This is a genomic window from Bradyrhizobium betae (genome assembly GCF_008932115.1).
Classification (GTDB): domain Bacteria; phylum Pseudomonadota; class Alphaproteobacteria; order Rhizobiales; family Xanthobacteraceae; genus Bradyrhizobium; species Bradyrhizobium betae.
In genome coordinates this window covers 4258551-4280898 of sequence record NZ_CP044543.1, presented here as the reverse complement: position 1 = coordinate 4280898, position 22348 = coordinate 4258551, and the positions used below count along the sequence as shown (strand labels likewise).

Sequence of the window (22348 nt, the reverse complement as noted above, 5' to 3'; positions counted from 1 at the left end):
CGCGTTACCGCGTGACCTTGAGAGCGTGCCGGTTGTCGGCGGTCGCGTCCGCTTCCGACCAGGATTGCGGCTTGACCTTGTCGCCGGCCGCGAATTTCTGGAAGCCTTCGACCACGACCTTGTCGCCGGCCTTCAGGCCATCGGTGACGAACCAGACGCCGTCCTGCACCGAGCCGGTGCGCACCGGCTGCACCGCGATGCGGTTGTCGTCCTTGACCACGAACACCTCGCTGCCGCCGCCGCCATTGCGCTGGATCGCCTGCTGCGGCACCGCGATCGCATCGGAGTCGAGGCCCTGGTCGATGCGAACGCGGACATACATGCCCGGCAACAGCTCGCGCTTGGGATTGCGGAACTCGCCGCGCAAGGTGACCTGCCCGGTATGGGCGTCGACCTTGGCATCCGAGAACAGCAGCTTGCCGTCGAGCGAATAGAGGGTGTTGTCGTCGAGCACGAGGCTCACCTTGGCCGCGTCGGCCGCGATGCGCTCGAGGTCGCCACTCTCGAAGGCGCGGCGCAGCTGGTTTAGCTCGTTCACCGACTGGGTGAAGTCGGCATAGATCGGATCGAGCTGCTGGATGGTCGCAAGATTGGTCTCGTTCTGGACCGCGAGCGCGCCTTCGCTGACCAGCGCCGCGCCGACGACGCCGTCGATCGGCGCGCGCACGGTCGCGTAGTCGAGATTGAGCTTTGCGCGCGCGAGATCGGCCTTGCGGCCTTCGACTTCGGCATGGGCCTGGCGCTCGCCCGCGATCGCCTTCTCGTTCTCGGCCTCCGGCGCGGCGCGCTGGCTGGTGAGCGTCGCGATGCGGTGCGCCTGCTGCCTGGCCTGCATCAACGCGGCCTCGGCCTTGGCGACCGCGGCCTCGTTGGCCATCACCTCGACCTCGAACGGACGCGGATCGATGCGGTAGAGCGGATCACCCGCCTTCACTTCGCTGCCCTGCCGGAACAGGCGCTCGACCACGATGCCGGAAATGCGCGGCCGCACGTCGGAGACGCGCGTCGGCGAAATGCGGCCCGGCAGTTCGCGCACCACGGCGCGCGGTTGCGGCTTGACCGTGACGATGCTGACGTCAGGTTCGGCCGGCTGCGCGGCGGAAACAGCGGAGGCGGATTCGTCGCAAGCGCCGAGCAGCGGCGCACAGGCCGCGAGCATCATTGCAACGCAGGCCGATCGCGCGCGAAGTCCTGACATGAAGTTAAGTGCCCCGATGTTGTTGAAACTGATCACGCGCCGCGTGGCGCCTGTTCTGGACAATTCCGCGCGGCTGGTGCCCTCAAAATAGAAGGGACTTGCTGCAACGCAACGCATGGCGCAGGCGGCTCAATGCCACATGACCTATCGTGCTGAGTTCAGGGCGCTTTTTGCGTCTCACCGGATTGTGAGTCGGGTTCCATCGCGGCGTGCTGCGACAGAAGACCGCAATTATACGGCGGCCTTCATCCGGTAGCGGCTGACGCCCCATTCGGTTCCGTCGGCGTAGCCGAACAGTCCCGACGTCGCGAGGAAGAACCAACGCCAGCGCCGCATCCACAGCGCGGCCTCCTCGCCATGGACCTTGCGCAGTGAAGCTTCGATCATGTCGCGATGCGCATCGAAATTGGCGAGCCAGTCGTTGGCGGTGCGCTGATAGTGCGTTCCGCTCCAGCACCATTCCTTCTCGATTGCGAAGATGTCGCCGAATTGCCTGACGAGGTGATGACTCGGCATCAACCCGTCGGTGAAGACGTGCTGCGCGATCCAGTCGTCGCGATCGGTCCGGTCGAACAGGTGGGAGCCGGAGCGATGGGTGACGATGTGCATGAAGAAGCGCCCCTCCGGCGCCAGCCATGACCGCACGCGCGTGAGCAGCTTGCGCCAGTTCGTCATCTGCTCGAACATCTCGATCGAGACGATGCGGTCGAACAGGCCCTCGGGGGCGAATACGTTCATGTCCGCGGTGACCACGCGCAGGTTTGAAAGGCCGCGCAACCGCGCCTCGTCCTCGACATGGGTGCGCTGGGCCTGCGAGTTCGACACCGCCATGATCGTCGCGTGCGGAAACTGCCGCGCCATCCACAACGACAGCGAGCCCCAGCCGCAACCGAGCTCGAGGATGGTCTGGCCGTCGGCGAGGCCGGCATGCTCGACGGACTGGCGCAGCGCCTCCTCCTCGGCCTCCTGCAGGGTGGAGGCAGCGGTCTTGTAGAAACAGGACGAGTATTTGAGGTTGGGTCCGAGCACCTGCGCGAAGAACGAAGCGGGCACCTCGCGAGAGCCGGCATCCGCGTCCTCGGCGATCGGCCGCAACATCATCCGCCCGGCGAAGGCGGCATCTTCGGCCGCGCCCAGCCCGGACAGCCGCACGGCCGTACGCGCGCACAGGCGCTGGATCGCAGCACGGACCACGACATCCGGCAGCGGCACGCGTTCGGCGGTCCCGATGATCGCGGAAACGACGCTCATATGACCGCTTCCTGGGTCAAAACGCGGATCTCCATTCGAAAGTCCCGATCTGGGCCAGCGGAATGCCGACGTTTTGCGAATACGCGGGTATCAAAGCGCGGTTTCAGCATTGGGTTCCGCGCCGCCCCCCGAAATCCGCGCATCGGGCGCTTTTTTTGGCCGGGCGCTGTGCCATAGTGCGCCCTGCAAGCAAGCTTTCGTAACGGATGATACCAGCCATGCCGTCAGGCGCCTCGACCCGCTCCCCCATGGATATCGAGTACACAAAACTGTCCTCACCCAGCGTCTTCCTGGTGCGGATGCTGGTCTTTCTGGTGCTGTGCGCGCTGGTGGGCGTGGTGCTCTACAAGCAGATCATCCAGGCCTTTTTCGCCAATCCGGGCCTCAACGCCCTGATCGGGGCGGTGCTGTTCATCGGCATCGTGCTGGCGTTCCGCCAGGTCATCCGACTCTACCCCGAAGTCTCCTGGGTCAACAATTTCCGCATCGCCGATCCCGGCCTGGCGCCGGCGCGCCACCCCAAGCTGCTGGCGCCGATGGCGATGATCCTCGGCGGCGAGCGCACCGGGCGGATGTCGATCACCCAGACCACGATGCGACACCTGCTCGATTCGATCGCGACCCGTCTGGATGAAGCCCGCGACATCTCCCGCTACATGACCGGGCTCCTGGTCTTCCTCGGCCTGCTCGGCACCTTCTGGGGCCTGATCGAAACAGTCGGCTCGGTCGGCAAGGTGATCGACGGGCTCAAGGTCGGGGGCGATTCCGGCGCGCTGTTCGACACGCTGAAGGAGGGCCTTGCCGCCCCGCTCGGCGGCATGGGCATCTCGTTCTCGAGCTCCCTGTTCGGCCTCGCGGGATCGCTGATCCTCGGCTTCCTCGATTTGCAGTCGAGCCAGGCCCAAAATCGCTTCTACACCGACCTCGAAGACTGGCTCGCCACAACCGTGCGCGAATATGGCCACGGCGACGTCGCGGTCGCCTCCGGCGGCGGTGTTGCCAGCGGCGAGCTTCAGGCCGCGGTCGAACGCTTGCGCTCCGTGCTCGAGGAAGGCAGCGCCAGCCGCGGCACCACCGCGGCGATGGCGAGCCTCGCCGAAGCGATCCAGGCGCTGGTCTCGCACATGCGGACCGAGCAGCAGATGATCCGCGAATGGGCCGACGGCCAGGGCGAGCAGAACAAAGAGATCCGTCGCCTGCTGGAGCGCATCGCGCGCCAGCCGGAAAAGGGTTAGCGACATGGCTCTGGCGCGCGGCCGCCGCGGCGATACCTCCTTCAACTACTGGCCCGGCTTCGTCGACGCGCTGTCGACGCTGGTGCTGTCGATCGTGTTCCTGCTGTCGGTGTTCCTGGTCGTGCAGTTCTTCCTGTCGCAGGAGGTCACCGGCAAGGACAAGGCGCTGGAGCAGCTCAACGCCAAGATCGCCCAGCTCAACGAGCTGCTGTCGCTGGAGAAGCTCGGCAAGCTCACGCTCGACGACCAGGTCTCGTCGCTGAAAGCCGGCCTCGCCTCCGCCGAAAGCGAGCGCGATCGCATCAAGGGCCTTTATGACGGCCTGGCTGCCGCCGGCAACGACGCGCAAGGCAAGACCTCCGAGCTCGGCAAGGCACTGGACTCGGAGAAGGCCGTGTCGGCGCGGGCGCTGGCGCAGATCGAGGTCCTGAACCAGCAGATCAGCGCGCTGCGGCGGCAATTGGCGGCGCTGGAAGAGGCGCTGGATGCCAGCGAGAAGCGCGACAAGGAATCGCAGAACCGCATCGCCGATCTCGGCTCGCGCCTGAATGTCGCGCTGGCGCAGCGCGTGCAGGAACTCTCGCGCTACCGCTCGGAGTTTTTCGGCCGGCTGCGCGCCATCCTCGGCAACCGGCCGGACATCCGCATCGTCGGCGACCGCTTCGTGTTCCAGTCCGAAGTGTTCTTCGACACCGGACAGGCGACGCTGCTGCCCGAAGGCCGCGCCGAGCTCGACACGCTGGCAACCGCGCTGATCGAGCTCGACAAGAAGATTCCGAACGAGATTCCCTGGGTGCTACGCGTCGACGGCCATACCGATGTGCGGCCGGTGAGCGGCGCGAACTTCAAGTCGAACTGGGACCTGTCGGCAGCGCGCTCGATCTCGGTGGTGCAGTACCTGGTCTCGCTCGGCGTCCCCGCCCAGCGCCTCGTCGCCGCCGGCTTCGGCGAATTCCAGCCGCTCGATACCGGCAATACGGAAGAGGCCTACAAGCGCAATCGCCGCATCGAGCTGAAGCTGACGGAGCGGTAGTGAGCGCGCTCCACCTTCGCCCCTACCGGCCCGAGGACGAAGCCGCCGCCATCGACCTCTGGCATCGCACCTGGCAGCAGGCCTATCCGCAGATCGACTTCGCCGCGCGGCTGGAATGGTGGCGCGAGCGCTGGCGCAAGGATCTGGTGCCGAAGGCGTCCATTGTCGTCGCGGAAGCGGATGGCGCCCTCACCGGCTTCGTCACCATCGACGGCGAGGGCTATCTCGACCAGCTCGTGGTCGACCCGGATCATTGGGGCTCGGACGCGGCCCGGCTGCTGGTGAATGAAGCCAAGCGCCTGTCACCGTCAGGCATCACGCTGCTCGTCAACAAGGACAATACCCGCGCCATCCGCTTCTACGAGCGCAACGGCTTTGCGAACGCGGGTGATGATGTGAACCCGACCTCGGGACGGCCGGTGCTGAAGATGATTTGGCGGGCGTGATTCCTGTCACGCATGGATCTCGAGACGTTTGCTATTCGTGCCGGCGGCGGCAAGCAGATGGAGAGGATCGATGAAGCTGAGCGACCTGACCAAGGGTTCGACGGTCCTGCTGGGCGTCGTCGTCGCCGGATATGTGTCGACCGCCTATGTCGACCAGCGCTTCGCCGCGCCGCTCAAGACGGCAAATGCGCCTGCTCCGACAAGCAACCCAGCTCCAACGAACGGCTCCGCTCCATCGGCTTGCGTCGATGCGGACGGGAGCTGGAAGAACTGGCCGTGGCCGAACGTGCCGACGCTCTCGCCAAAGTGCCGGTAGAGCGGTCTATGGCTGCAGCCGAAAAACGCAGCCTTCAGTCGAGATCGTTCGGTGCAATGTCTCGGGCACCATGCAGCACCCGGACGATTTCAACGCCGTTCGGGAATGCTTCGTAGAACACGACGTAGTGGCCTACAGCAAAGCTACGGATGCCCATCCCAAGTTCGGGGCGATGCCGGCCTGCCTGCGGATTCTCGGCGATCATCTGAAAAGTATTGCCGATACGATCGAGCAGGCGGTCCGCTGCGCCGATGTTGTCCGATGCGATGAAAAGCCAGATTTCCTCAAGGTCAGTTTCAACCTGAGGACGCCTGGAGAGATTACCCGCCACGCTTGCCGGCTTTCAGCTGCTCACGTCCTCGCGCCTTGACCCGTTCGACCAACTCACCGGGCTCGAATGGATCGGCTGGACCACTGTCCCGCCCTTCCTGAACGGCGGCACGCAAGGCTTCGAGCTCCGCCTTGCGACGCTCCTCGCGCTCCTCGATCAGGCGCAGCCCTTCGCGCATGACTTCGCTCGCGGTAGCGTAACGACCGCTGTCGACGAGATCCTTGATGAAGCTTTCGTAGTGCTTGCCGACAGAATAGCTCGTGGCCATGAGCGCCTCCTGTCTCATAATATATTACTTTATGCTATACGCGGCAACCGGTCCTGACCATTCGAAAGGTCGGGCGCTTACACTTGACGCCGACGCCAGAGGTTCGGAACGGCTTCGTTCGAATAGCCGGAGATGAAGTCGCGGGCGGATCCCGTCTCGGCATCGAAGATGGAGCGGCGAATCGTTCCGATATTGCCGCCATAGACGTGAATGCTGATCGACGAACGGTCCGGGAGCCCGTTGGAGATCGCGTGAATGTCGCCGATGTCGGGGGACACGCCGGCCACGCTTCCCTGCGGAAGCCGTTCCGCCGGGCCAGCCTCGAGCGAACCGTCGCCGGACCGCGCGTAGCTGACCGAAACCTCCTCGCCGCGCAGAACGCCGACCACTCCCCAGACGCGATGGTCGTGAATGGGTGTGCCTTGGCCGGGTCCCCAGACGAAGCTCACGACCGAGAAGCGATCAAGTGGATCGGCATAGAGCAGATGCTGCTGATACGCCTTGCCGTCGGCGACGGCGTAAGCGGCCGGCAGCCAGTCATCGACACTGACGAGTGCCTTCAGTTTCGGATTGAGCTCGGCAACGATGGCCGCCTCGCCCGATCCGGACTCGACAATGCGAGCGGCGTCAGCGACGAAGTTCGCGAGACGGGAGATATTGGTCATTGCAGCTTGCCTGAAACGCGGAGGGAAGATGTTCGGCTGGGTCTCGACACCCGCGATATCACGGCTCTGCCGGCCTCGAACACGGCCACCTCACGCCCCTTCGAACTGCAACCGCGCCAGCCGCGCATAGAGCCCGTTCGCCGCCACGAGCTCGGCATGCGTGCCCTGCTCGACGATCCGGCCCTGGTCCATGACCAGGATGCGGTCGCAGGACAGCACGGTGGCGAGGCGATGCGCGATCACCAGGGTGGTGCGGTGCTTCATCAGCTCTTCGAGCGCGGTCTGCACCAGCGTTTCGCTTTCGGCATCGAGTGCGGAGGTGGCTTCATCGAGCAGCAGGAGCGGCGCATCGCGCAGGATCGCGCGGGCGATCGCGATGCGCTGGCGCTGGCCGCCGGACAGCGTCACGCCGCGCTCGCCGAGCGGGGTGTCGAAACCTTCGGGCAGGCGGCGGATGAATTCGGCGGCGTGCGCGAGCTCGGCGGCGCGCTCGACCTCGGCGTCGGTCGCATCGGGGCGGCCGAAGCGGATGTTCTCGCGGGCGTTCGCCGCGAACACGTTGGATTCCTGCGGCACCAAAGCGATGCGGGAGCGGACATCGCGCGGATCGGCGGATCTGACCGGCACGCCATCGAGCGAGATCGCACCGCCACGCGGATCGTAGAAGCGCAACAGCAGATGGAAGATCGTGCTCTTGCCGGCACCGGACGGACCGACGATCGCGACCTTCTCGCCCGGGCGCACCGCGAATGACACGGCATCGAGCACCTTGACGTCGGGCCGCGCGGGATAGGAGAAGCTGACATGGTCGAAGCCGACCTCGCCGCGCGCCGGCACCGGCAGCGCGCGCGGCGAGGCGGGCGCCGCGATCTCGGGCTTCACGTGCAGGATCTCGAACAGGCGCTCGGCGGCGCCGGAGGCGGACGAGACCTCGCCCCAGACTTCGCTGAGCTGGCCGAGGCCCGCAGCGGCAAAGGCCGCATAGAGCACGAACTGGCCGAGCCGGCCCGGCGTGATTGCGCCGCTCAGCACGTCATGCGAGCCGATCCAGAGGATCGCGACCACGCTTGAGAACACGATGAAGATGATGATGGCGGTGAGCACGGAGCGGGCCTGCGTCGAAGTGCGCGCGGCTTCATAGGCCTGCTCGACCTCGCCGCCAAAACGCTTCCCGGCAAACGGTTCGCTGGTATAGGCCTGCACGGTACGAATCGCGCCGACCAGCTCGCCTGCGTAGGCCGAAGCTTCCGCCAGCGTGTCCTGCGCATTGCGCGACAGACGCCGCACCCAGCGGCCGAAGGCAACCAGCGGCAGCACGATCAGAGGTATGGCGAGCAGCACGAAGCCCGACAGCTTCGGGCTGGTGAACACCATCATCGCCGCCGCGCCGAAAAACATCATCAGATTGCGCAGCGCGATCGAGACGGAGGCGCCGACTGCGGATTTGAGCTGGGTGGTGTCGGCGGTGAGCCGCGAGATCAGCTCGCCGCTGCGCGCCGAATCGAAGAAGGCCGGCGAGAGTGACAGCAGATGGGCGAAGACGTCGCGCCTGAGGTCGGCAACGATACGCTCGCCGATCGTCATCACGAGGTAGTAACGCGCGGCGCTCGCCAGTGCGAGCACGGCGACCACCGCGATCATCACCGAGAAGTAGCTGTTGATCAGTTCGATGCCTTCCGGCGTCAGGCCGAAATCGATCATCCGGCGTACCGCGACCGGCACCAGCAGCGTGGTCAGTGCAGCGATCGTCAGTGCGACGAAGGCGAGCGCCGCGCGGCCGCGGTAGCGGGCGACGTAGGGCGCAAGCGCCATTAACGGCCGCAGCTTGGCGCGGCTCTTCGCCGGCTGCTCGATCAGTTCGGCTTCGATCGACGAGGCTTCTGCGGGCCCGGCTTCAACTGCGCTCATTGGAATCCGACCAAAAAAGAGACGTTGGCTCCACATAGGCCGGTGCAGGGGGAGTGGCAAATCCGGAATGTCACTTAGGGGACGGCCCGGTTCTCCTGTCCCGACAAAGGCTTGTTTTAGGGGGCAAGCTTGTCTTCAAGGGGTCTGTGGGGTATAGAGCGCCCAAATCCGTCATCGACATCACTCAAGCGAGCGGCGCCGGTCGCCCTAGGAATTGCCATGAAAGCCGAAATTCATCCGGATTATCATACGATTAAGGTCGTGATGACCGACGGGACCGAGTACCTGACCCGCTCCACCTGGGGCAAGGAAGGCGACACGCTGAACCTCGACATCGACCCGAAGTCGCACCCGGCCTGGACCGGCGGCAACGCCCAGATGCTGGATCGCGGCGGCCGCGTCTCGCGGTTCCAGAAGAAGTTTTCGGGCTTCCTCAAGAAGGATTGATCCGGCTCCTCGAGGCTGGAAACGAAAAACGCCCCCGGGAGACCGGAGGCGTTTTTTGTTGGTGGGCTGCTGTTAGGGGTGCTCTATCCCCGTCATCCTGAGGTGCGAACCATGCGGCGCAAAGCGTCGCGTGGAGAGCCTCGAAGGATAGACGGCCGAGATGCACCAGCCGGGCCGTCGCCCTTCGAGGGCCGCTGAAGAAGCGGCCACCTCAGGGTGACGGAGTTGGAATTAGACCCTACCGCTCGAACGCCGCTTTCAGCGCGTTGAGGTGCGGCACCAGCGGGTTGCCGATCGCGGGAAGTTCGGCCGGCGGGGTGTGGATGGTGGTGTCCAGACGACGCACGCGGGTCTGCAGGCTCATCGAGCGATGGATCAGGTCCTGCAACTGTGCGGGCAGCTTCTCGATGGTATCGCCCGGACCGGGATCGGCGGCCGACAGCTTGACCTTGGTCTTCTCGCGGCTGGCCTGGCCCAGCGTCATCTCGCCTTCCTTCACCGCACGGTGCAGCAGCAGCCACGAGGCGAGCTGCATCAGGCGGGTGGTGAGACGCATGCTCTCGGTCGCATAGATGAGGCTGACGGCGCGATCGAGCGCCTTGGCCTCGGTGCGGCCTGCGCCGTCGAGATAGGCCGCGGTCTCTTCGACGAGGTCCATGCCCTCGCGGAACAGCGTGCCGAACGCCGCAGAATTGGTGAAACGCTCGCTGAGTTGAACGAGAGCGCCGTCGGCTTGCAAACGTTCCATGGTTAACGCCCCTTACGCAACTGTTTACCCATCCGGCTTAGGCGCCGGCTTATGATGAACAAATCATTGCGCGGGCCGGACCCGGAGTCCAGCGACAAGCGCGGATATGGTTTCCGCGCGTCTTTCCCCGGAATTCAACCTGATTTCACCCCAGGTGCGAGGCAAAAAAAGAGCCGCCGGAAAACCGGCGGCTTTGAAAGTTGATAACAGGGAGGCGTCAAACAGAGTGGACAGGAGCCACTCGGTGTCCAAACGAGGACAGTTCCAGTCATAAACCCGAAAGCTTAATGGTGCGTAAACGAGCGGATTTTTTGAGGGTTCGTTAGCCATGTCGGCCAGTGGCCGAGGGGGTGTGGAAAGATCTGTCCGTCATGCCCGGGCTTGTCCCGGGCATGACGATGTGGAAGCGGTCGCGCCTCTCTCACCGCCGTCATTCCGGGGCGCGCTACTTGGCGCGAGCCCGGAATCCATAACCACAGGCGGGTGTGGTGGGCGTTCACTGTCAGCGTGCCCGTTTCGACGTTCTGTGGTTATGGATTCCGGGCTCGGCGCTGCGCGCCGCCCCGGAATGACGAAAGGGGAGAGGCATGGGTCCCGGCTCTGCGGAGCGTCACCATAGCGCGTCGAAGACGCGCGCGAACGCGCTTGTGGTGCCGCACCGCGTCCGGGACACGAGAGCGGAGTGCTGCGCTCTACGACTTGAACACGCTGTTCGCCGCATCGCGCGAGGCGCGTTTTTTGGTGGCGGCTTCCTCCAGCCTTGCGATTTCGGTCTTGAGCAGCGTGACGCGCTCGGTCAGTTCCTCCACGGACAAGAGTGAGAGGTCCTGTCCGATTTCATGGCTGATCTTCTTGCGCGGGCGGTCGTCGTCTTCCGGCGGCATGGTTGCTCCTCCTGCGGGCGCTGAAGCGGTTGCCAGCTGGGACCGCGCTGGCTAAGCAATGGCCTCGCTTCCTCCCGCACCTTTGCCCAAGGACACATCATGGACAAGCTGCCCGCGCAAATGACCGTGGTCGCCATCTCCAAGCCCGGCGGACCGGAGGTGCTGGTGCCGGAACAGCGGGCGCTGCCGCAGCCCGGTCCCGACGAGATCCTGGTCAAGGTGCAGGCCGCCGGCGTCAACCGGCCCGACGTGGCGCAGCGCTCCGGCGCCTATCCGCCGCCGCCCGGCGCCAGCGACCTGCCCGGCCTGGAAATCGCCGGTGAAGTGGTCGCCGTCGGCAGCAACGCCAAGCGGCACAAGATCGGCGACAAGGTGATGTCGCTCGTCGCCGGCGGCGGCTATGCGCAGTACTGCATCGCCCAGGACGGCCAGGCGATGAGCGTGCCGCCGTCGCTGTCGATCAAGGAAGCCGGCGCGCTGCCGGAGACCCTGATGACGGTCTGGCACAATGTGTTCGAGCGCGGCGGCCTGAAGGCCGGCGAGACGCTGCTGATCCATGGCGGCTCTTCCGGCATCGGCACCATGGCGATCCAGCTCGCGAAAGCGTTCGGCGCCAAGGTGTTCGTCACCGTGGGATCGCAGGACAAGATCGATGCCTGCCTCAAGCTCGGGGCCGACCGCGCCATCAACTACAAGACCGAGGACTTCGTCGCCGTGGTCAAGGCGGAAACCGGCAATGCCGGCGTCAACCTGATCCTCGACATGGTCGCCGGCGAATATGTCGACCGCAACTATGATGCCGCCGCGGTCGACGGCCGGATCGTGCAGATCGCGACCCTCAACGGCCCCAAGGTCACCGTCAACATCGCCAAGGTGATGGTGAAGCGCCTCACCCATACCGGCTCGACGCTGCGTCCCCGTAGTAATGCTGACAAGGCGGCGATGGTGGCCGCGATCGAGGCCAAAGTGATGCCGCTCTTGCGCGAAGGCCGCGTCAAACCGCTGATGGACAGCACTTTCCCGCTGGAAAGGGCGTCCGACGCGCACCGGCGCATGGAGACCTCCGAACATATTGGCAAAATTGTGTTGGAGGTCTAGGCCGCTGACCCACCCGGCAGGGCGGAAACCCTTTGATTTTCCACGCTTTCGTGCCATCTATCGCCGGATGCCGAACCACTTCCGTCCGGTCTGAAATCGCCTTGCATTTTAAGTTTGCGTCGAACGCGGAGAACTGACCTTGCGTCTGATCAGGTGCCTCGCGCCCATCGCGCTGGGCCTCATGATTGTTGTCGCCGCGCTCCCCGCGCGCGCGCTCGACGCCGTCAGCGTCCGCGGTGACGCGCCCGCGATCGACCTTACCGGCGTGCTCGAGCACCAGCGCAGCGATGCCGACCGCATCCAGGTCTCGACCGCGCCCGGCACCGACGGCATCGTCCGCCGCATCGAGGTGCGCGCCCGCGAAGGCGGCCAGAACTGGGTGGTGTTCGCGCTCGCCAACAACACCGACGACCAGCTCGACCGCCTGATCGTCGCCCCGCATTACCGCATCGTCTCCTCCGGCCTGCTCTGGCCCGACCTCGGGCTGTCGCGCATCGCGACCATCACGCCCTCGACCGGCGACCGGCCGGAGCGGCAGGAAAGCCCGACCGCCGACGTCTTCCGCATCACGCTCGACCCCGGTGCCGTCATCACCTTCGTCGCCGAGCTGCGCACCGACAAGCTGCCACAGCTCTATCTGTGGGAGCCCGAGGCCTACAAGGACAAGGTCAACTCCTTCACGCTCTACCAGGGCATCGTGATCGGCATCTCCGGTCTGCTGGCTCTCGTTCTCACCATTCTGTTCGTGGTCAAGGGCAGCATCATGTTCCCGGCCGCCGCGGCGCTGGCTTGGGCGGTGCTGGTCTATATCGGCGTCGATTTCGGCTTCTGGGGCAAGGTGCTCGACATGTCGAACAACGCCGAGCGCATCTGGCGCGCGGCGGGTGAGGCGATCCTGGCCGCGACGCTGCTTGTGTTCCTGTTCGCCTATCTCAACCTCAGCCGATGGCACGTGCGCTACTCCCACATCACGGTGGGCTGGCTCGCCTTTCTCGGCTCGCTGGTGGCGCTGGCCCTGTTCGATCCGGCGGTCGCCTCCGGCATCGCGCGCATCTCGCTGGTGCTGATCGCCTTCGCCGGCTTCGCGCTGATCGTCTATCTGTCGACCCACGGCTTCGACCGCGCGGTGCTGCTGATCCCGACCTGGTTCCTGCTGGTGGTCTGGGTGGTCGCGGCCGGCATGACGGTCGCAGGTTCCGTCACCAACGACATCGTCGGCCCTGCGCTGCTCGGCGGCCTCGTGCTGATCGTGATGCTGATCGGCTTCACGGTGATGCAGCACGCCTTCGCCGGCGGCGGCGCCACCACCGGAATCGTCTCCGACATCGAGCGCCGCGCGCTCGCGCTGGCCGGCTCCGGCGATCTGATCTGGGACTGGGACGTGTCCGCCGACAAGGTCTTCACCAGCCCCGAGACCGAAGCCCTGCTCGGCCTCAAGCGCGGCACGCTGGAAGGCCCGGCCGCATCGTGGCTGGAAGTGCTGCACCCGCTCGACCAGGACCGCTTCCGCGCCGCGCTCGACAGCGTGCTCGACCAGCGCCGCGGCCGTCTGGTGCAGGATTTCCGCCTGCGCACGCCGGACGGCCATTTCATGTGGTTCGCGCTGAAGGCGCGCCCGGTGGTCGGCTCCGACGGCGAGGTCTCGCGCGTGGTCGGCACGCTCACCGACGTCACCGAGCTGCGCAACGCCGAGGAACGCCTGCTGCACGATTCCGTGCATGACAACCTCACCGGCCTGCCCAACCGCAAACTGTTCATGGACCGGCTGGGTGCGGTCGCCCATTTCGCCAAGACCATGCCGACGCTGCGGCCGACGCTGATGGTGATCGACCTCGATCGCTTCAAGCAGGTCAACGATTCCGTCGGCATCGCGGTCGGCGATTCCATCCTGCTGACGCTGGCCCGCCGCCTCACCCGCATCCTGAAGCCGCAGGATACGCTGGCGCGGCTCGCCGGCGACCAGTTCGGCCTGATCCTGCTGTCGGAGCAGGACCCCGCCCGCATCACCGCGTTCGCCGAAACCATCCGCAAGACCATCCGCGCGCCGATCGCCTTCAACGAGCGCGAGATCTTTCTCACCGCCTCGATCGGCCTCGCGCTGTCCGATCCGCAAGTTCAGCTCACGGACGAGATCATCAAGGATGCCGAGCTTGCGATGTATCATTCCAAGCGCATCGGCGGTGACCGCATCGACGTCTACAAGCCCGCCATGCGCGCCCGAAAGACCGACCGCCTGACGCTGGAGAGCGAGCTGCGCCGCGCCATCGAGCGGCAGGAGCTCACGACCCTGTACCAGCCGATCGTGCGGCTGGAGGATCGTTCGGTCGCGGGCTTCGAGGCGCTGGTGCGCTGGGATCATCCGAAGCTCGGGCGCATGGCGCCGTCGGAGTTCATCAGCATCGCGGAAGAGACCGGCCTGATCGTCGATCTCGGCATGTTCGTGCTCGACCAGACCGCCAAGCAGCTCTCGATCTGGCAGCGCGCGATGCGCTCGCGCGAGCCGATCTTCGCGAGCGTCAACGTCTCCTCGCGGCAATTGCTGCGCCACGATCTGATCCACGACATCCGCACCGTGCTGTCGCGCTCCTCGGTGGCCCGCGGCACGCTGAAGCTGGAATTGACGGAATCGCTGGTGATGGAGAATCCGGAGCACGCGGCGCAGATGCTGACGCGCATCCGCGAGCTCGGCACTGGATTGTCGCTCGACGATTTCGGCACCGGCCATTCCTCGCTGGCCTATCTGCAGCGCTTCCCGTTCGACACCATCAAGATCGACCAGTCGTTCGTGCGCACCACCAACCGCGGCACCCGCCCGGTGATCCTGAAGTCGATCATCGCGCTCGCGCACGACCTCGGCATGGACGTGGTGGCCGAAGGCGCCGAGACCGATTCCGACGCGGTCGAGCTCTACCAGATGGGCTGCGAATACGCGCAGGGCTTCGCCTTCGGCGAGCCGATGGACGCGGATGCCGCGATGCGGCTGCTGACGGAAGTGCGGCTGGAAGCGGCGAGCTGATCTCGCCATTCGCGCGCAATATCAAACCGTCATCCTGAGGCGTGCGCCATGCGACGCGAAGCGGCGCTTGGCGAGCCTCGAAGGATGAACGGCCGGGATGCAGCCGGGCCTGTCGTCCTTCGAGGCTCGTCCTGCGTTGCAGGACCAGCACCTCAGGATGACGGCGAGAGATTTTCGCGCGCCGCTACCGCCGCCGGTCATTCTTCAGCTTGGTGAACCGCACCGTCTGGCCATCCGGCATCCGCATGGCCTTGAAACCCGCGGCGAGGCAGGCCTCGCGCTGCGGCATCTGGATGTCGGGGCTGCGCGAGGTGTCCCACCATGAGGCACGATTGGCCGCGCGCGGCAGGGCCGCGCCGATGATCTCCTCGATCTGCTCGAAGCTCAGCACGAATTCCGCCTGCTTGTGCCGCATCAGATAGTCGCGCAACGCGTCGTAATCGTTCACCGTCGTCCTCTCGTCCGGAGCCCAAGCCGCCCAGCCGGATGATCTGCCAAAAACCGGGAGCCGCATAAACCATTTCTTAACTCATTGCGGCAGCGTCGTCCCGGCTTAAACACTACGCAAGATTTCGGGCGCATCCACTAGGATCGGGAGCAAACGATGCTGTCTGGATGGCGTGACGTCACGGCCCGCCGGCCGTGGCGGATTTCGGCGAAGCTGTTGATCATCTCGTCCGTCGTGACGGTGATCGGCTTTTCCGCCATTTGCGTCAACATCATGCTGGACATGCGCCGCGGCGAGGAGGCGCTCGCCCGCCAGACGCTGGAAAACCTCGCCACCTCCATCGACGCCGACATCAGCCGCAACATCGAGATCTACGACCTCTCCCTGAAGGCGGTCGCCAGCAACATGCTGCTGCCGGAGATCAACACGGTCTCCAGGACGATCCGTCAACTGATCCTGTTCGACCATGCCACGACGGCGAGGCATTTCGGCGCCATCCAGGTGTTCGATGCCGAGGGCAGGCTGACCATCGACGCCTCCAGCCTCGATCCCCTGCCGGAGAACCGGGGCGATGAGGATTACTTCAGGGTTCATCGTGACAATCCGGGCGCCGGGCTCTTCATCAGCCGCCCGATGCTGTTCCGCGGCGCCTATTCGATCGTGCTCAGCCGGCGCATCAGCGATACCGACGGCGGCTTCCTCGGCGTCGTCGCCGGCTCGATCCGCTTCAGCTATTTCCACGAATTGTTCGAGCGTCTGAGTCTCGATCCCGAAGACACCATCACCGTGCTCAAGCGCGACCGCACCATCATGATGCGGCGGCCGTTCGACCTCGACATCATCGGCAAAAATCTGAACGACCGCCAGGCCTGGAAGGCCGACAATCTCCGGGTCGGCGCCTCCTATTCGGGGCAGGGTCCGGTCGATCCGACGCCGCGGCTCTATGCGCGCAGCGGCGACAGCGGACCGCTGTTTGTCGTGGCCGGAAAGCCGCTGAGCGTCGTGTTCGAGCTCTGGCGGAAGGAGGCCATTCGCATCGGCGCCGTGGTGTTGTTGCTCGCGCTGTTCCTGCTGGGATCGGCGATCGGGCTGGCGCGCGAGATCAGCCGGCGCGCCGAAGCCGAAAGCAAGCTCGAGGAGATGGCGACGACGGACGCGCTGACAGGCCTGAAGAACCGCCGCAAGTTCGACCATGTGATCGACAGCGAGTGGCGACGTGCCATTCGCCAGAAGACGCCGGTCGCGCTGTTGATGATCGATGCCGATCACTTCAAGGCCTACAATGACACGTTCGGCCACCAGGCCGGCGACCAGGTGCTGGTCGGCATCGCGATCTGCATTTCCGATTCGGTGAGCCGCGCCGGCGATTGCGCCGCGCGCTATGGCGGCGAGGAGTTCGCCGTGCTGCTGCCGAACACCTCGGCCACCGACGCCTTCAAGGTCGCCGAGGCGATCCGCGGCAAGGTGCAGGGCTGGTCCGACGACCAGACGACGTCGACGGTCTCCTGCGGCATCGCCAGCCTCGTTCCCGCGATCGGCATGGACTGGTCGATCCTGGTCGCGGCCGCGGACAAGGCGCTCTACGCGGCGAAAGCCGGAGGCCGCAACCAATCCGTTGTCGCGAGCCTTCCGAAGCTGTCGCTGGTGGCGTGAGGCCTGCTATTCACTGCGGTTGAGCGCGACGCAATCCGCAACAGCCTCGGTGTCGTCCCCGCGAAGGCGGGGACCCATAACCCCAGGGAAAAGTTTGGCGAAGACTCGTCGTTCAGTACTGCTCCCAAACGCGATCGATGGATCACGCGGTATGGGTCCCCGCCTTCGCGGGGACGACAGCGGAATGTGTGGCAACTACTGCCCCAGATACTTCTTCATCTCCGCGATCAGCCCGTCACGCAGTTCCGGCCGCTTCAAGCCGTAGGCGATGTTGGCGCGGAGGAAGCCGGGCTTGGAGCCGCAATCATGGCGCTCGCCTTCGAACTCGACGCCGTAGAATTTCTGCGACCTGGCAAGCCCGATCATGGCGTCGGTGAGCTGGATCTCGCCGCCGGCACCACGCTCCTGGGTCTCGAGGATCTTGAAGATTTCCGGCTGGAGGATGTAGCGGCCGGTGATCGAAAGGTTGGAGGGTGCGGTGCCCTTGGCCGGCTTCTCGACCATGCCGTCGACCTCGAACATCTTGCCGGTGCGTTTGCCAACGCCGCAGATGCCGTATTGATGGGTGAGATGGTCGGGCACCGCCTCGACCGCAATGACGTTGGATTTTTCACCGAGCGTCGATGCCGTCTCGATCATCTGCTTCAGGCAGCCGGTGGTGTTGAGCACGAGCTCGTCGGGCAGCACGACCGCGAACGGCTCGTTGCCGACGATGTCGCGCGCGCACCAGACGGCGTGACCAAGGCCGAGCGGGGCCTGCTGGCGCGTGAAGCTGACGGCGCCGGCCTCCGGCTGGTTCTGCGCCAGGATGTCCTGCTCGGTCTTCTTACCGCGCGCGGCGAGCGTCGCGTCGAGCTCGAACATCTTGTCGAAATGATCTTCGATGACGTTTTTGTTGCGGCCGGTGACGAAGATGAAGTGCTCGATGCCGGCTTCCCTCGCCTCGTCATAGACGTACTGGATCAACGGCTTGTCGACGATGGTCAGCATTTCCTTCGGCATCGCCTTGGTGGCGGGCAGGACACGGGTGCCGAGGCCGGCGACGGGGAATACGGCTTTGCGAATTTTCATGGGATTGTCAGAAGCCTCAAATGGGTAGCCAACGATTTATCTCACCTTCGTAACCACTTTGCAGCCGCTAACAAAGGCGGATGTGTGATGAGCGGGGACGCGCCGCGACATTTTGCCGACCTGGGGACGCGGACCTGAGATACCTCACCAGAAAATAGCGATCGCAAGGACCGTCATCACATCTCTAAGATCGAACGTCCATTTTTTACAATCTAAGATTGACTTCCTCGCGGTTTGGATATCTGCTCCGCTTCTCGTTTGAAGTCAGCGGAGCGCAGACATGCCCAGGAACCGCCGGCCGATCACTCTCATTTGCACATTCATCATCACGGGCGCGGTCGCCGATCTATCGGTGCGGCAAGCGGCTGGACAATCCGGCCCGCCCATCACAGTCAGCGCATCGGTTCCGAGCGAGTTGAATCCGCCCTTTGCCGCAGACCCGCCTTCCAGCGGCGGCGCACCGGCGGCTTCGCCGGAACAGGCATCGGCATTCGCCTGGCAGGAATTCATCGCACTGAATTGGCCTGCCGGTCCGCAAACCGGTCAACCGGGCCAGCGCGACACGCCGTCGACGACGTGCAAGTTCGGCGACCCCTCGCCCGACTGCAAGCTGCTGGTGTGGGAGACCATGCGTGCCAAGACGGAGATCTTCCCCGGCGATGGCAATCCGCCGCACGGCTACACCGGTTCGACCGCCGCCACGTCGTGGGGCTACGATTCACTGCCGGTGTACAATTATCTGGCGCCGGTTTCGGCATGCGATGCCAAGCAAGCCAATGATCCGACGCCCTGGATCAACCTCGACGAGACCGATCAGATCACGCTGGACAACATGTATGCGGGCGTCGTCAATCCGTCGAGTTCGCAAGGCAATTCGTCGCCGCAATTGATCCGCTTTCTCGCCAAGGCGAACCGGACTCAATATGTCTACGTCGCGGGCAACAGCGACCCCAACAATTTCATGAACCAATGGTGGAGCCAGATTCCATCTGACGTCGTGACCGCGACGAAGGCCTATCTGGCCAAGAACAGCGCGAGCCCGCCCGCGGGCAGCACGACGCTGGTCAGCCTTCCCAACGGGACGGTCGAGGTCAAAGCCGGCTGGCGGCCTCTCAACAGCAGCGAAATCGCGTCGGGGCGATTCCTGCGACAGGTGGTGCGGTTCTACGAGAACGGCTCCGGCAGCCCATGCTATCGCGACGCGACCTGGGGCCTCGTCGCGCTGCATATCATCCAGAAGACGCCGTCAGCGCCGTACTTCATCTACGCAACGTTCGAACAGGCCGACAACATCCTGACGGCCGCCGGCAAGCCGGTCGAGGACGCGGAGGGCAACATCATCCAGCCCGCGCCGGCAACGGCGACGACGCCGCAAACCTGCCTGGTCGATCCGCAGCCGCCGAGCACTCCACCGCCGCAGATGGAAGTCACCAGCGCGCTCGGATCGGTGATCCTGACCTCCGACCCTGCGACCTGCAAACCGGCGCAAACGCCGAACTATTGCGGCTCGCCCGGCAGCCAGCTCTATTATCGCAACGCCACGTTCCCGCCGCCGAACAACCAGCCGAGTGACGGCAACATCTGCGTCGACAAGCGTGACAATGCGATCCCGTCCTATGTGATCGCGGCCAACACGCAGGCCCACGCGGCGATTGCCGCCTATCTGAAGCAGAACAACATCGTCACAGCGCCGCAGCTCTACTACAAGCTCGTCAACGTCCAGTACTTTCCCTACGACAAGATCCCGAATCCCAATCTTCCGAACGGGTCGCTCTATACCGCGCAACCGCCCTACACCGCGACGAACCCGGCGCCCTCGAGCTACTACCAGGCCAACATCGTCGTCGAAACCAATCGCTCCCTCCAGCTCTTTGCCGGCGGCCTGTCTCCCAACATCAGCACCGAATGGAATGCAGACGGCACCCCGCACAAGAACAGCCATTACGCCGGCAAGTTCTACAACATGGGAGGCTGCATGGGTTGCCACGGCAGCCAGGGACAGAATCCGGCCGGCAGTGCGGGCGACTTCAGCGTGATCCTCGCCCGCGGTTCGGTCACGCTGCCCGAAGTGCCGGCAGCGGAAACATCCAAGGGTCTGACCAACGTACGGCGCAACCGATTGCTCAGCAAATAAACGGGTTCACTCAACCGTAGAAAGGCGCGCATCTCATGGCTACCCATAATCATGCGTTCTTCGACGCAATGAACTGTCCGACCGCCGTGACCTGGACCAACGACATCCAGAAAATGTTTACCCCGACGGATGTCGCGCACATGAAGCAGGTCACCAACAACCAGCTCGACCTGAGCAGCTACAATTCGGTGAAGATCTGGGCGCACAAGATCTACAACGAGGTGTCGAGCCAAGCGATGCCGCCGCCGGGCTCCGGCGAGCAGCCTTGGTCGGCCGCCTGGGTCAACACCTTCGGATGCTGGGTCAAGCAAGGCTGTCCGCAATAGAGGCCGAGACCGGCCCCCCCAAAACGGGCCGGTGATCGAGAAGCCGGATGACGCTCAGCCCTCTGGCTACTTCTCCATGATGCTGCCAATTCGACATCTTGCCGGCGCATTCACCAGCAGTGCAGACGCCGCATCAATGCGCGAGACTGGCGGACTCCGTCTCGATCGCAGCACCAGTCGATTTCCCACGGCTGGACAATGGCGCTCGCCAAACAATTTGCAGCCGCTGACAAAGGCGGATGTGCGGCCTCGCCACGCAGAGTGAAGAAAAAGCCGCCACTAAAATTTCACCTTTGTTAAGCTATTGGCAACCGGTACCGGGCCTCCTGATGGCGGATTTTCGGCCGGACAGGTGGGACATGGCGCAATCATTGGCAGGACTGGCAAGACGCGCTCGATCAGTGACCGGCGGAGCGATGATTGCGGCCGCTTTGCTGCTGCCGGCTTGCGCACACGCCCAGGCGCAGAACGGCCTGTCGAACCTGTTCGGCGGTATCTTCTCCGGCTCGAACCCCACGCCCCCACAAGCTCCGCCTGGCCCCGGCGGTGCTCAAACGGGAGTTCAGCCCTGGAGCGGCGAGGACGGCGCCTCCGGCCATCCGCTGATGACGGCGGCCGCGATCCGCGAGGCCGCCGGCAATTTTGGCAATTGCGTCGCGGGCATGTGGCCCGATGCCGCACGGCGCGGCATCACCCAGGAGAATTTCCAGCGCTTCACGACCGGGCTGTCACCCGACCTGCGCATCATGGATCTCATGGATTCGCAGCCGGAGTTCACCAAGTCGATCTGGGACTATCTCGACATCCTCGTGAACGACAACCGCCTCGCCAAGGGCCGCGAGGTGCTCGCCAAATACAAGGCGCAGTTCGACGCCACCGAAAAGGCCTATGGCGTCGATCGCTTCATCATCGCCTCGATCTGGGGCATCGAGTCCAATTACTCGACGCAGATGGGCGACCGCAACGTGCTGCAATCGACCGCGACGCTCGCCTGCATCGGGCGCCGCCAAGCCTATTTCAAGGACGAATTCCTCTCGGGCCTCGAGATCCTCAACCGCGGTGATCTCAGGCCTGAACAGATGCGCGGCTCCTGGGCCGGCGCCTTCGGCCCAACCCAGTTCATGCCGACCGCATTCAAGCGCTTTGCCGTGGACGGCGATGGCGACGGACGCCGCGACGTCGTCGACAATCCCACCGACCTGATCGCCTCGACCGCCAACAATTTGAAGAAGGACGGCTGGCAGGCCGGCCAGACCTGGGGCTACGAGGTCGTTGTGCCCCAGGGATTCAACTACATGCTGGCCGATCGCGCCAAGGCAATGACGATGGCGCAGTGGGAGAAGCTCGGGCTCAAGCGCCCGGCGGGCCAACCCTTCCCGCATCCGGCGGAAAAAGCCTATCTGCTGGCGCCGGCGGGCGCGCAGGGGCCGGGCTTCCTGATGCTCCAGAACTACCGCGTCATCATGAAGTACAACCCGGCCGAGGCCTATGCGCTGGCGATCGGCCATTTCGCCGACCGCCTGCGCGGGGGGCAGCCCTTCGTGCAGCCCTGGCCGCGGCAGGAACGGGAGCTGTCCCGCACCGAGCGGCTGGAACTCCAGCAGCTGCTGGCCCAGCGCGGCTTCTACAAGGGCACCCCGGACGGCCAGTTCGGCGGCCAGACCCGGGAGGCCCTGCGGAACTTCCAGGCCTCGATCGGCGTGCCAGCCGACGGATTTGCCTCCTCCGACGCGCTGGAACGGCTCCGCGGCCGGTAAAGTCGTGCCGAAAGTAACCCTGAAGCGGGATTTTGGCCGATCCCCGGTGTATTGCCCCAAGAATCAGCCAGAGAATTTGCCCGTTTGCGGCCCGATTCCGTTATTATATTGAGCA

21 protein-coding genes are annotated in these 22348 nt (G+C 64.7%); 11 read left to right on the top strand and 10 right to left on the bottom strand.

Annotated elements, in window-relative coordinates; genetic code table 11:
• Positions 1 to 4: 4 nt before the first annotated feature.
• Together F8237_RS20340 and F8237_RS20335 are read right to left on the bottom strand one after the other, a co-directional pair.
• Positions 5 to 1198: an efflux RND transporter periplasmic adaptor subunit gene (locus tag F8237_RS20340; protein WP_151647332.1), complete on the bottom strand. Its 1194-nt coding sequence runs from the start codon at positions 1196 to 1198 to the stop codon at positions 5 to 7.
• A 231-nt stretch (positions 1199 to 1429) separates the two neighbouring features.
• Positions 1430 to 2449 carry an SAM-dependent methyltransferase gene (locus F8237_RS20335; protein WP_151647330.1) on the bottom strand — a complete coding sequence of 340 codons (1020 nt, stop codon included), beginning with the start codon at positions 2447 to 2449 and terminating at the stop codon, positions 1430 to 1432.
• A 218-nt stretch (positions 2450 to 2667) separates the two neighbouring features.
• Between F8237_RS20335 and F8237_RS20330 the strand changes: the two genes are divergently transcribed.
• The 4 genes from F8237_RS20330 (at position 2668) to F8237_RS20315 (ending at position 5479) form a co-directional block, all read left to right on the top strand.
• The gene (locus tag F8237_RS20330) at positions 2668 to 3684 is read left to right on the top strand and encodes a flagellar motor protein MotA (RefSeq protein WP_162006143.1); all 1017 of its coding nucleotides are present in this window, start codon (positions 2668 to 2670) and stop codon (positions 3682 to 3684) included.
• 4 nt (positions 3685 to 3688) lie between these two features.
• The gene (locus F8237_RS20325) at positions 3689 to 4717 is read left to right on the top strand and encodes a peptidoglycan -binding protein (RefSeq protein ID WP_151647326.1); all 1029 of its coding nucleotides are present in this window, start codon (positions 3689 to 3691) and stop codon (positions 4715 to 4717) included.
• The gene (locus F8237_RS20320) at positions 4717 to 5163 is read left to right on the top strand and encodes a GNAT family N-acetyltransferase (protein ID WP_151647325.1); all 447 of its coding nucleotides are present in this window, start codon (positions 4717 to 4719) and stop codon (positions 5161 to 5163) included. Before F8237_RS20325 ends, F8237_RS20320 begins: the two co-directional genes overlap by 1 nt.
• A gap of 70 nt (positions 5164 to 5233) precedes the next feature.
• Positions 5234 to 5479 carry a hypothetical protein gene (locus F8237_RS20315; RefSeq protein WP_151647323.1) on the top strand — a complete coding sequence of 82 codons (246 nt, stop codon included), beginning with the start codon at positions 5234 to 5236 and terminating at the stop codon, positions 5477 to 5479.
• A gap of 34 nt (positions 5480 to 5513) precedes the next feature.
• Here the strand turns inward: F8237_RS20315 and F8237_RS20310 are convergent, their stop codons facing one another.
• The 4 genes from F8237_RS20310 to F8237_RS20295 all read right to left on the bottom strand — a co-directional run bounded on the left by F8237_RS20310 (position 5514) and on the right by F8237_RS20295 (position 8651).
• The gene (locus F8237_RS20310) at positions 5514 to 5810 is read right to left on the bottom strand and encodes a type II toxin-antitoxin system RelE/ParE family toxin (protein WP_151647321.1); all 297 of its coding nucleotides are present in this window, start codon (positions 5808 to 5810) and stop codon (positions 5514 to 5516) included.
• Positions 5800 to 6078: a type II toxin-antitoxin system ParD family antitoxin gene (locus F8237_RS20305; RefSeq protein WP_151647319.1), complete on the bottom strand. Its 279-nt coding sequence runs from the start codon at positions 6076 to 6078 to the stop codon at positions 5800 to 5802. Before F8237_RS20305 ends, F8237_RS20310 begins: the two co-directional genes overlap by 11 nt.
• Positions 6079 to 6155: 77 nt before the next feature.
• Positions 6156 to 6743 carry a cysteine dioxygenase family protein gene (locus F8237_RS20300; protein WP_151647317.1) on the bottom strand — a complete coding sequence of 196 codons (588 nt, stop codon included), beginning with the start codon at positions 6741 to 6743 and terminating at the stop codon, positions 6156 to 6158.
• A gap of 90 nt (positions 6744 to 6833) precedes the next feature.
• The gene (locus tag F8237_RS20295) at positions 6834 to 8651 is read right to left on the bottom strand and encodes an ABC transporter ATP-binding protein/permease (RefSeq protein ID WP_151647315.1); all 1818 of its coding nucleotides are present in this window, start codon (positions 8649 to 8651) and stop codon (positions 6834 to 6836) included.
• 219 nt (positions 8652 to 8870) lie between these two features.
• On the opposite strand from F8237_RS20295, the gene rpmE reads away from it, so the two are divergent.
• Positions 8871 to 9098, top strand: a complete 228-nt coding sequence (rpmE, locus tag F8237_RS20290) for a 50S ribosomal protein L31 (RefSeq protein WP_014439698.1) — start codon at positions 8871 to 8873, stop codon at positions 9096 to 9098.
• A gap of 238 nt (positions 9099 to 9336) precedes the next feature.
• Here the strand turns inward: rpmE and rcdA are convergent, their stop codons facing one another.
• Together rcdA and F8237_RS20275 are read right to left on the bottom strand one after the other, a co-directional pair.
• On the bottom strand, positions 9337 to 9846 hold the full coding sequence (gene rcdA, locus F8237_RS20285) for a protease adaptor protein RcdA (RefSeq protein WP_151647313.1): 510 nt from the start codon (positions 9844 to 9846) through the stop codon (positions 9337 to 9339).
• A gap of 692 nt (positions 9847 to 10538) precedes the next feature.
• Entirely contained in the window at positions 10539 to 10730 is a 192-nt protein-coding gene (locus F8237_RS20275) for a DUF1192 domain-containing protein (RefSeq protein WP_151647309.1), read from the bottom strand.
• A 99-nt stretch (positions 10731 to 10829) separates the two neighbouring features.
• Between F8237_RS20275 and F8237_RS20270 the strand changes: the two genes are divergently transcribed.
• Positions 10830 to 11828, top strand: a complete 999-nt coding sequence (locus tag F8237_RS20270) for an NAD(P)H-quinone oxidoreductase (protein ID WP_151647307.1) — start codon at positions 10830 to 10832, stop codon at positions 11826 to 11828.
• A gap of 139 nt (positions 11829 to 11967) precedes the next feature.
• Positions 11968 to 14844, top strand: a complete 2877-nt coding sequence (locus F8237_RS20265; RefSeq protein ID WP_162006142.1) for an EAL domain-containing protein — start codon at positions 11968 to 11970, stop codon at positions 14842 to 14844.
• A 184-nt stretch (positions 14845 to 15028) separates the two neighbouring features.
• Here F8237_RS20265 and F8237_RS20260 read toward each other — a convergent pair whose 3' ends face one another.
• Positions 15029 to 15292 carry a DUF7662 domain-containing protein gene (locus F8237_RS20260; protein WP_162006141.1) on the bottom strand — a complete coding sequence of 88 codons (264 nt, stop codon included), beginning with the start codon at positions 15290 to 15292 and terminating at the stop codon, positions 15029 to 15031.
• 156 nt (positions 15293 to 15448) lie between these two features.
• Here F8237_RS20260 and F8237_RS20255 point away from each other — a divergent pair, with 156 nt between their 5' ends.
• Entirely contained in the window at positions 15449 to 16945 is a 1497-nt protein-coding gene (locus tag F8237_RS20255; RefSeq protein ID WP_151647303.1) for a sensor domain-containing diguanylate cyclase, read from the top strand.
• Positions 16946 to 17140: 195 nt separating this feature from the next.
• Here F8237_RS20255 and galU read toward each other — a convergent pair whose 3' ends face one another.
• Positions 17141 to 18016, bottom strand: coding sequence for a UTP--glucose-1-phosphate uridylyltransferase GalU (gene galU / locus F8237_RS20245; RefSeq protein WP_151647301.1), 876 nt, complete (start codon positions 18014 to 18016; stop codon positions 17141 to 17143).
• Between the two features lie 280 nt (positions 18017 to 18296).
• Between galU and F8237_RS20240 the strand changes: the two genes are divergently transcribed.
• The 3 genes from F8237_RS20240 to F8237_RS20230 all read left to right on the top strand — a co-directional run bounded on the left by F8237_RS20240 (position 18297) and on the right by F8237_RS20230 (position 22233).
• On the top strand, positions 18297 to 20150 hold the full coding sequence (locus F8237_RS20240; protein ID WP_151647299.1) for a hypothetical protein: 1854 nt from the start codon (positions 18297 to 18299) through the stop codon (positions 20148 to 20150).
• Between the two features lie 35 nt (positions 20151 to 20185).
• Positions 20186 to 20476 (top strand): hypothetical protein, encoded by a 291-nt coding sequence (locus F8237_RS20235; RefSeq protein ID WP_151647297.1) that lies wholly within the window; start codon positions 20186 to 20188, stop codon positions 20474 to 20476.
• 359 nt (positions 20477 to 20835) lie between these two features.
• A complete protein-coding gene (locus F8237_RS20230) occupies positions 20836 to 22233 on the top strand; it encodes a lytic murein transglycosylase (RefSeq protein ID WP_201280136.1) in 1398 nt (465 codons plus the stop codon).
• Positions 22234 to 22348 lie beyond the last annotated feature (115 nt).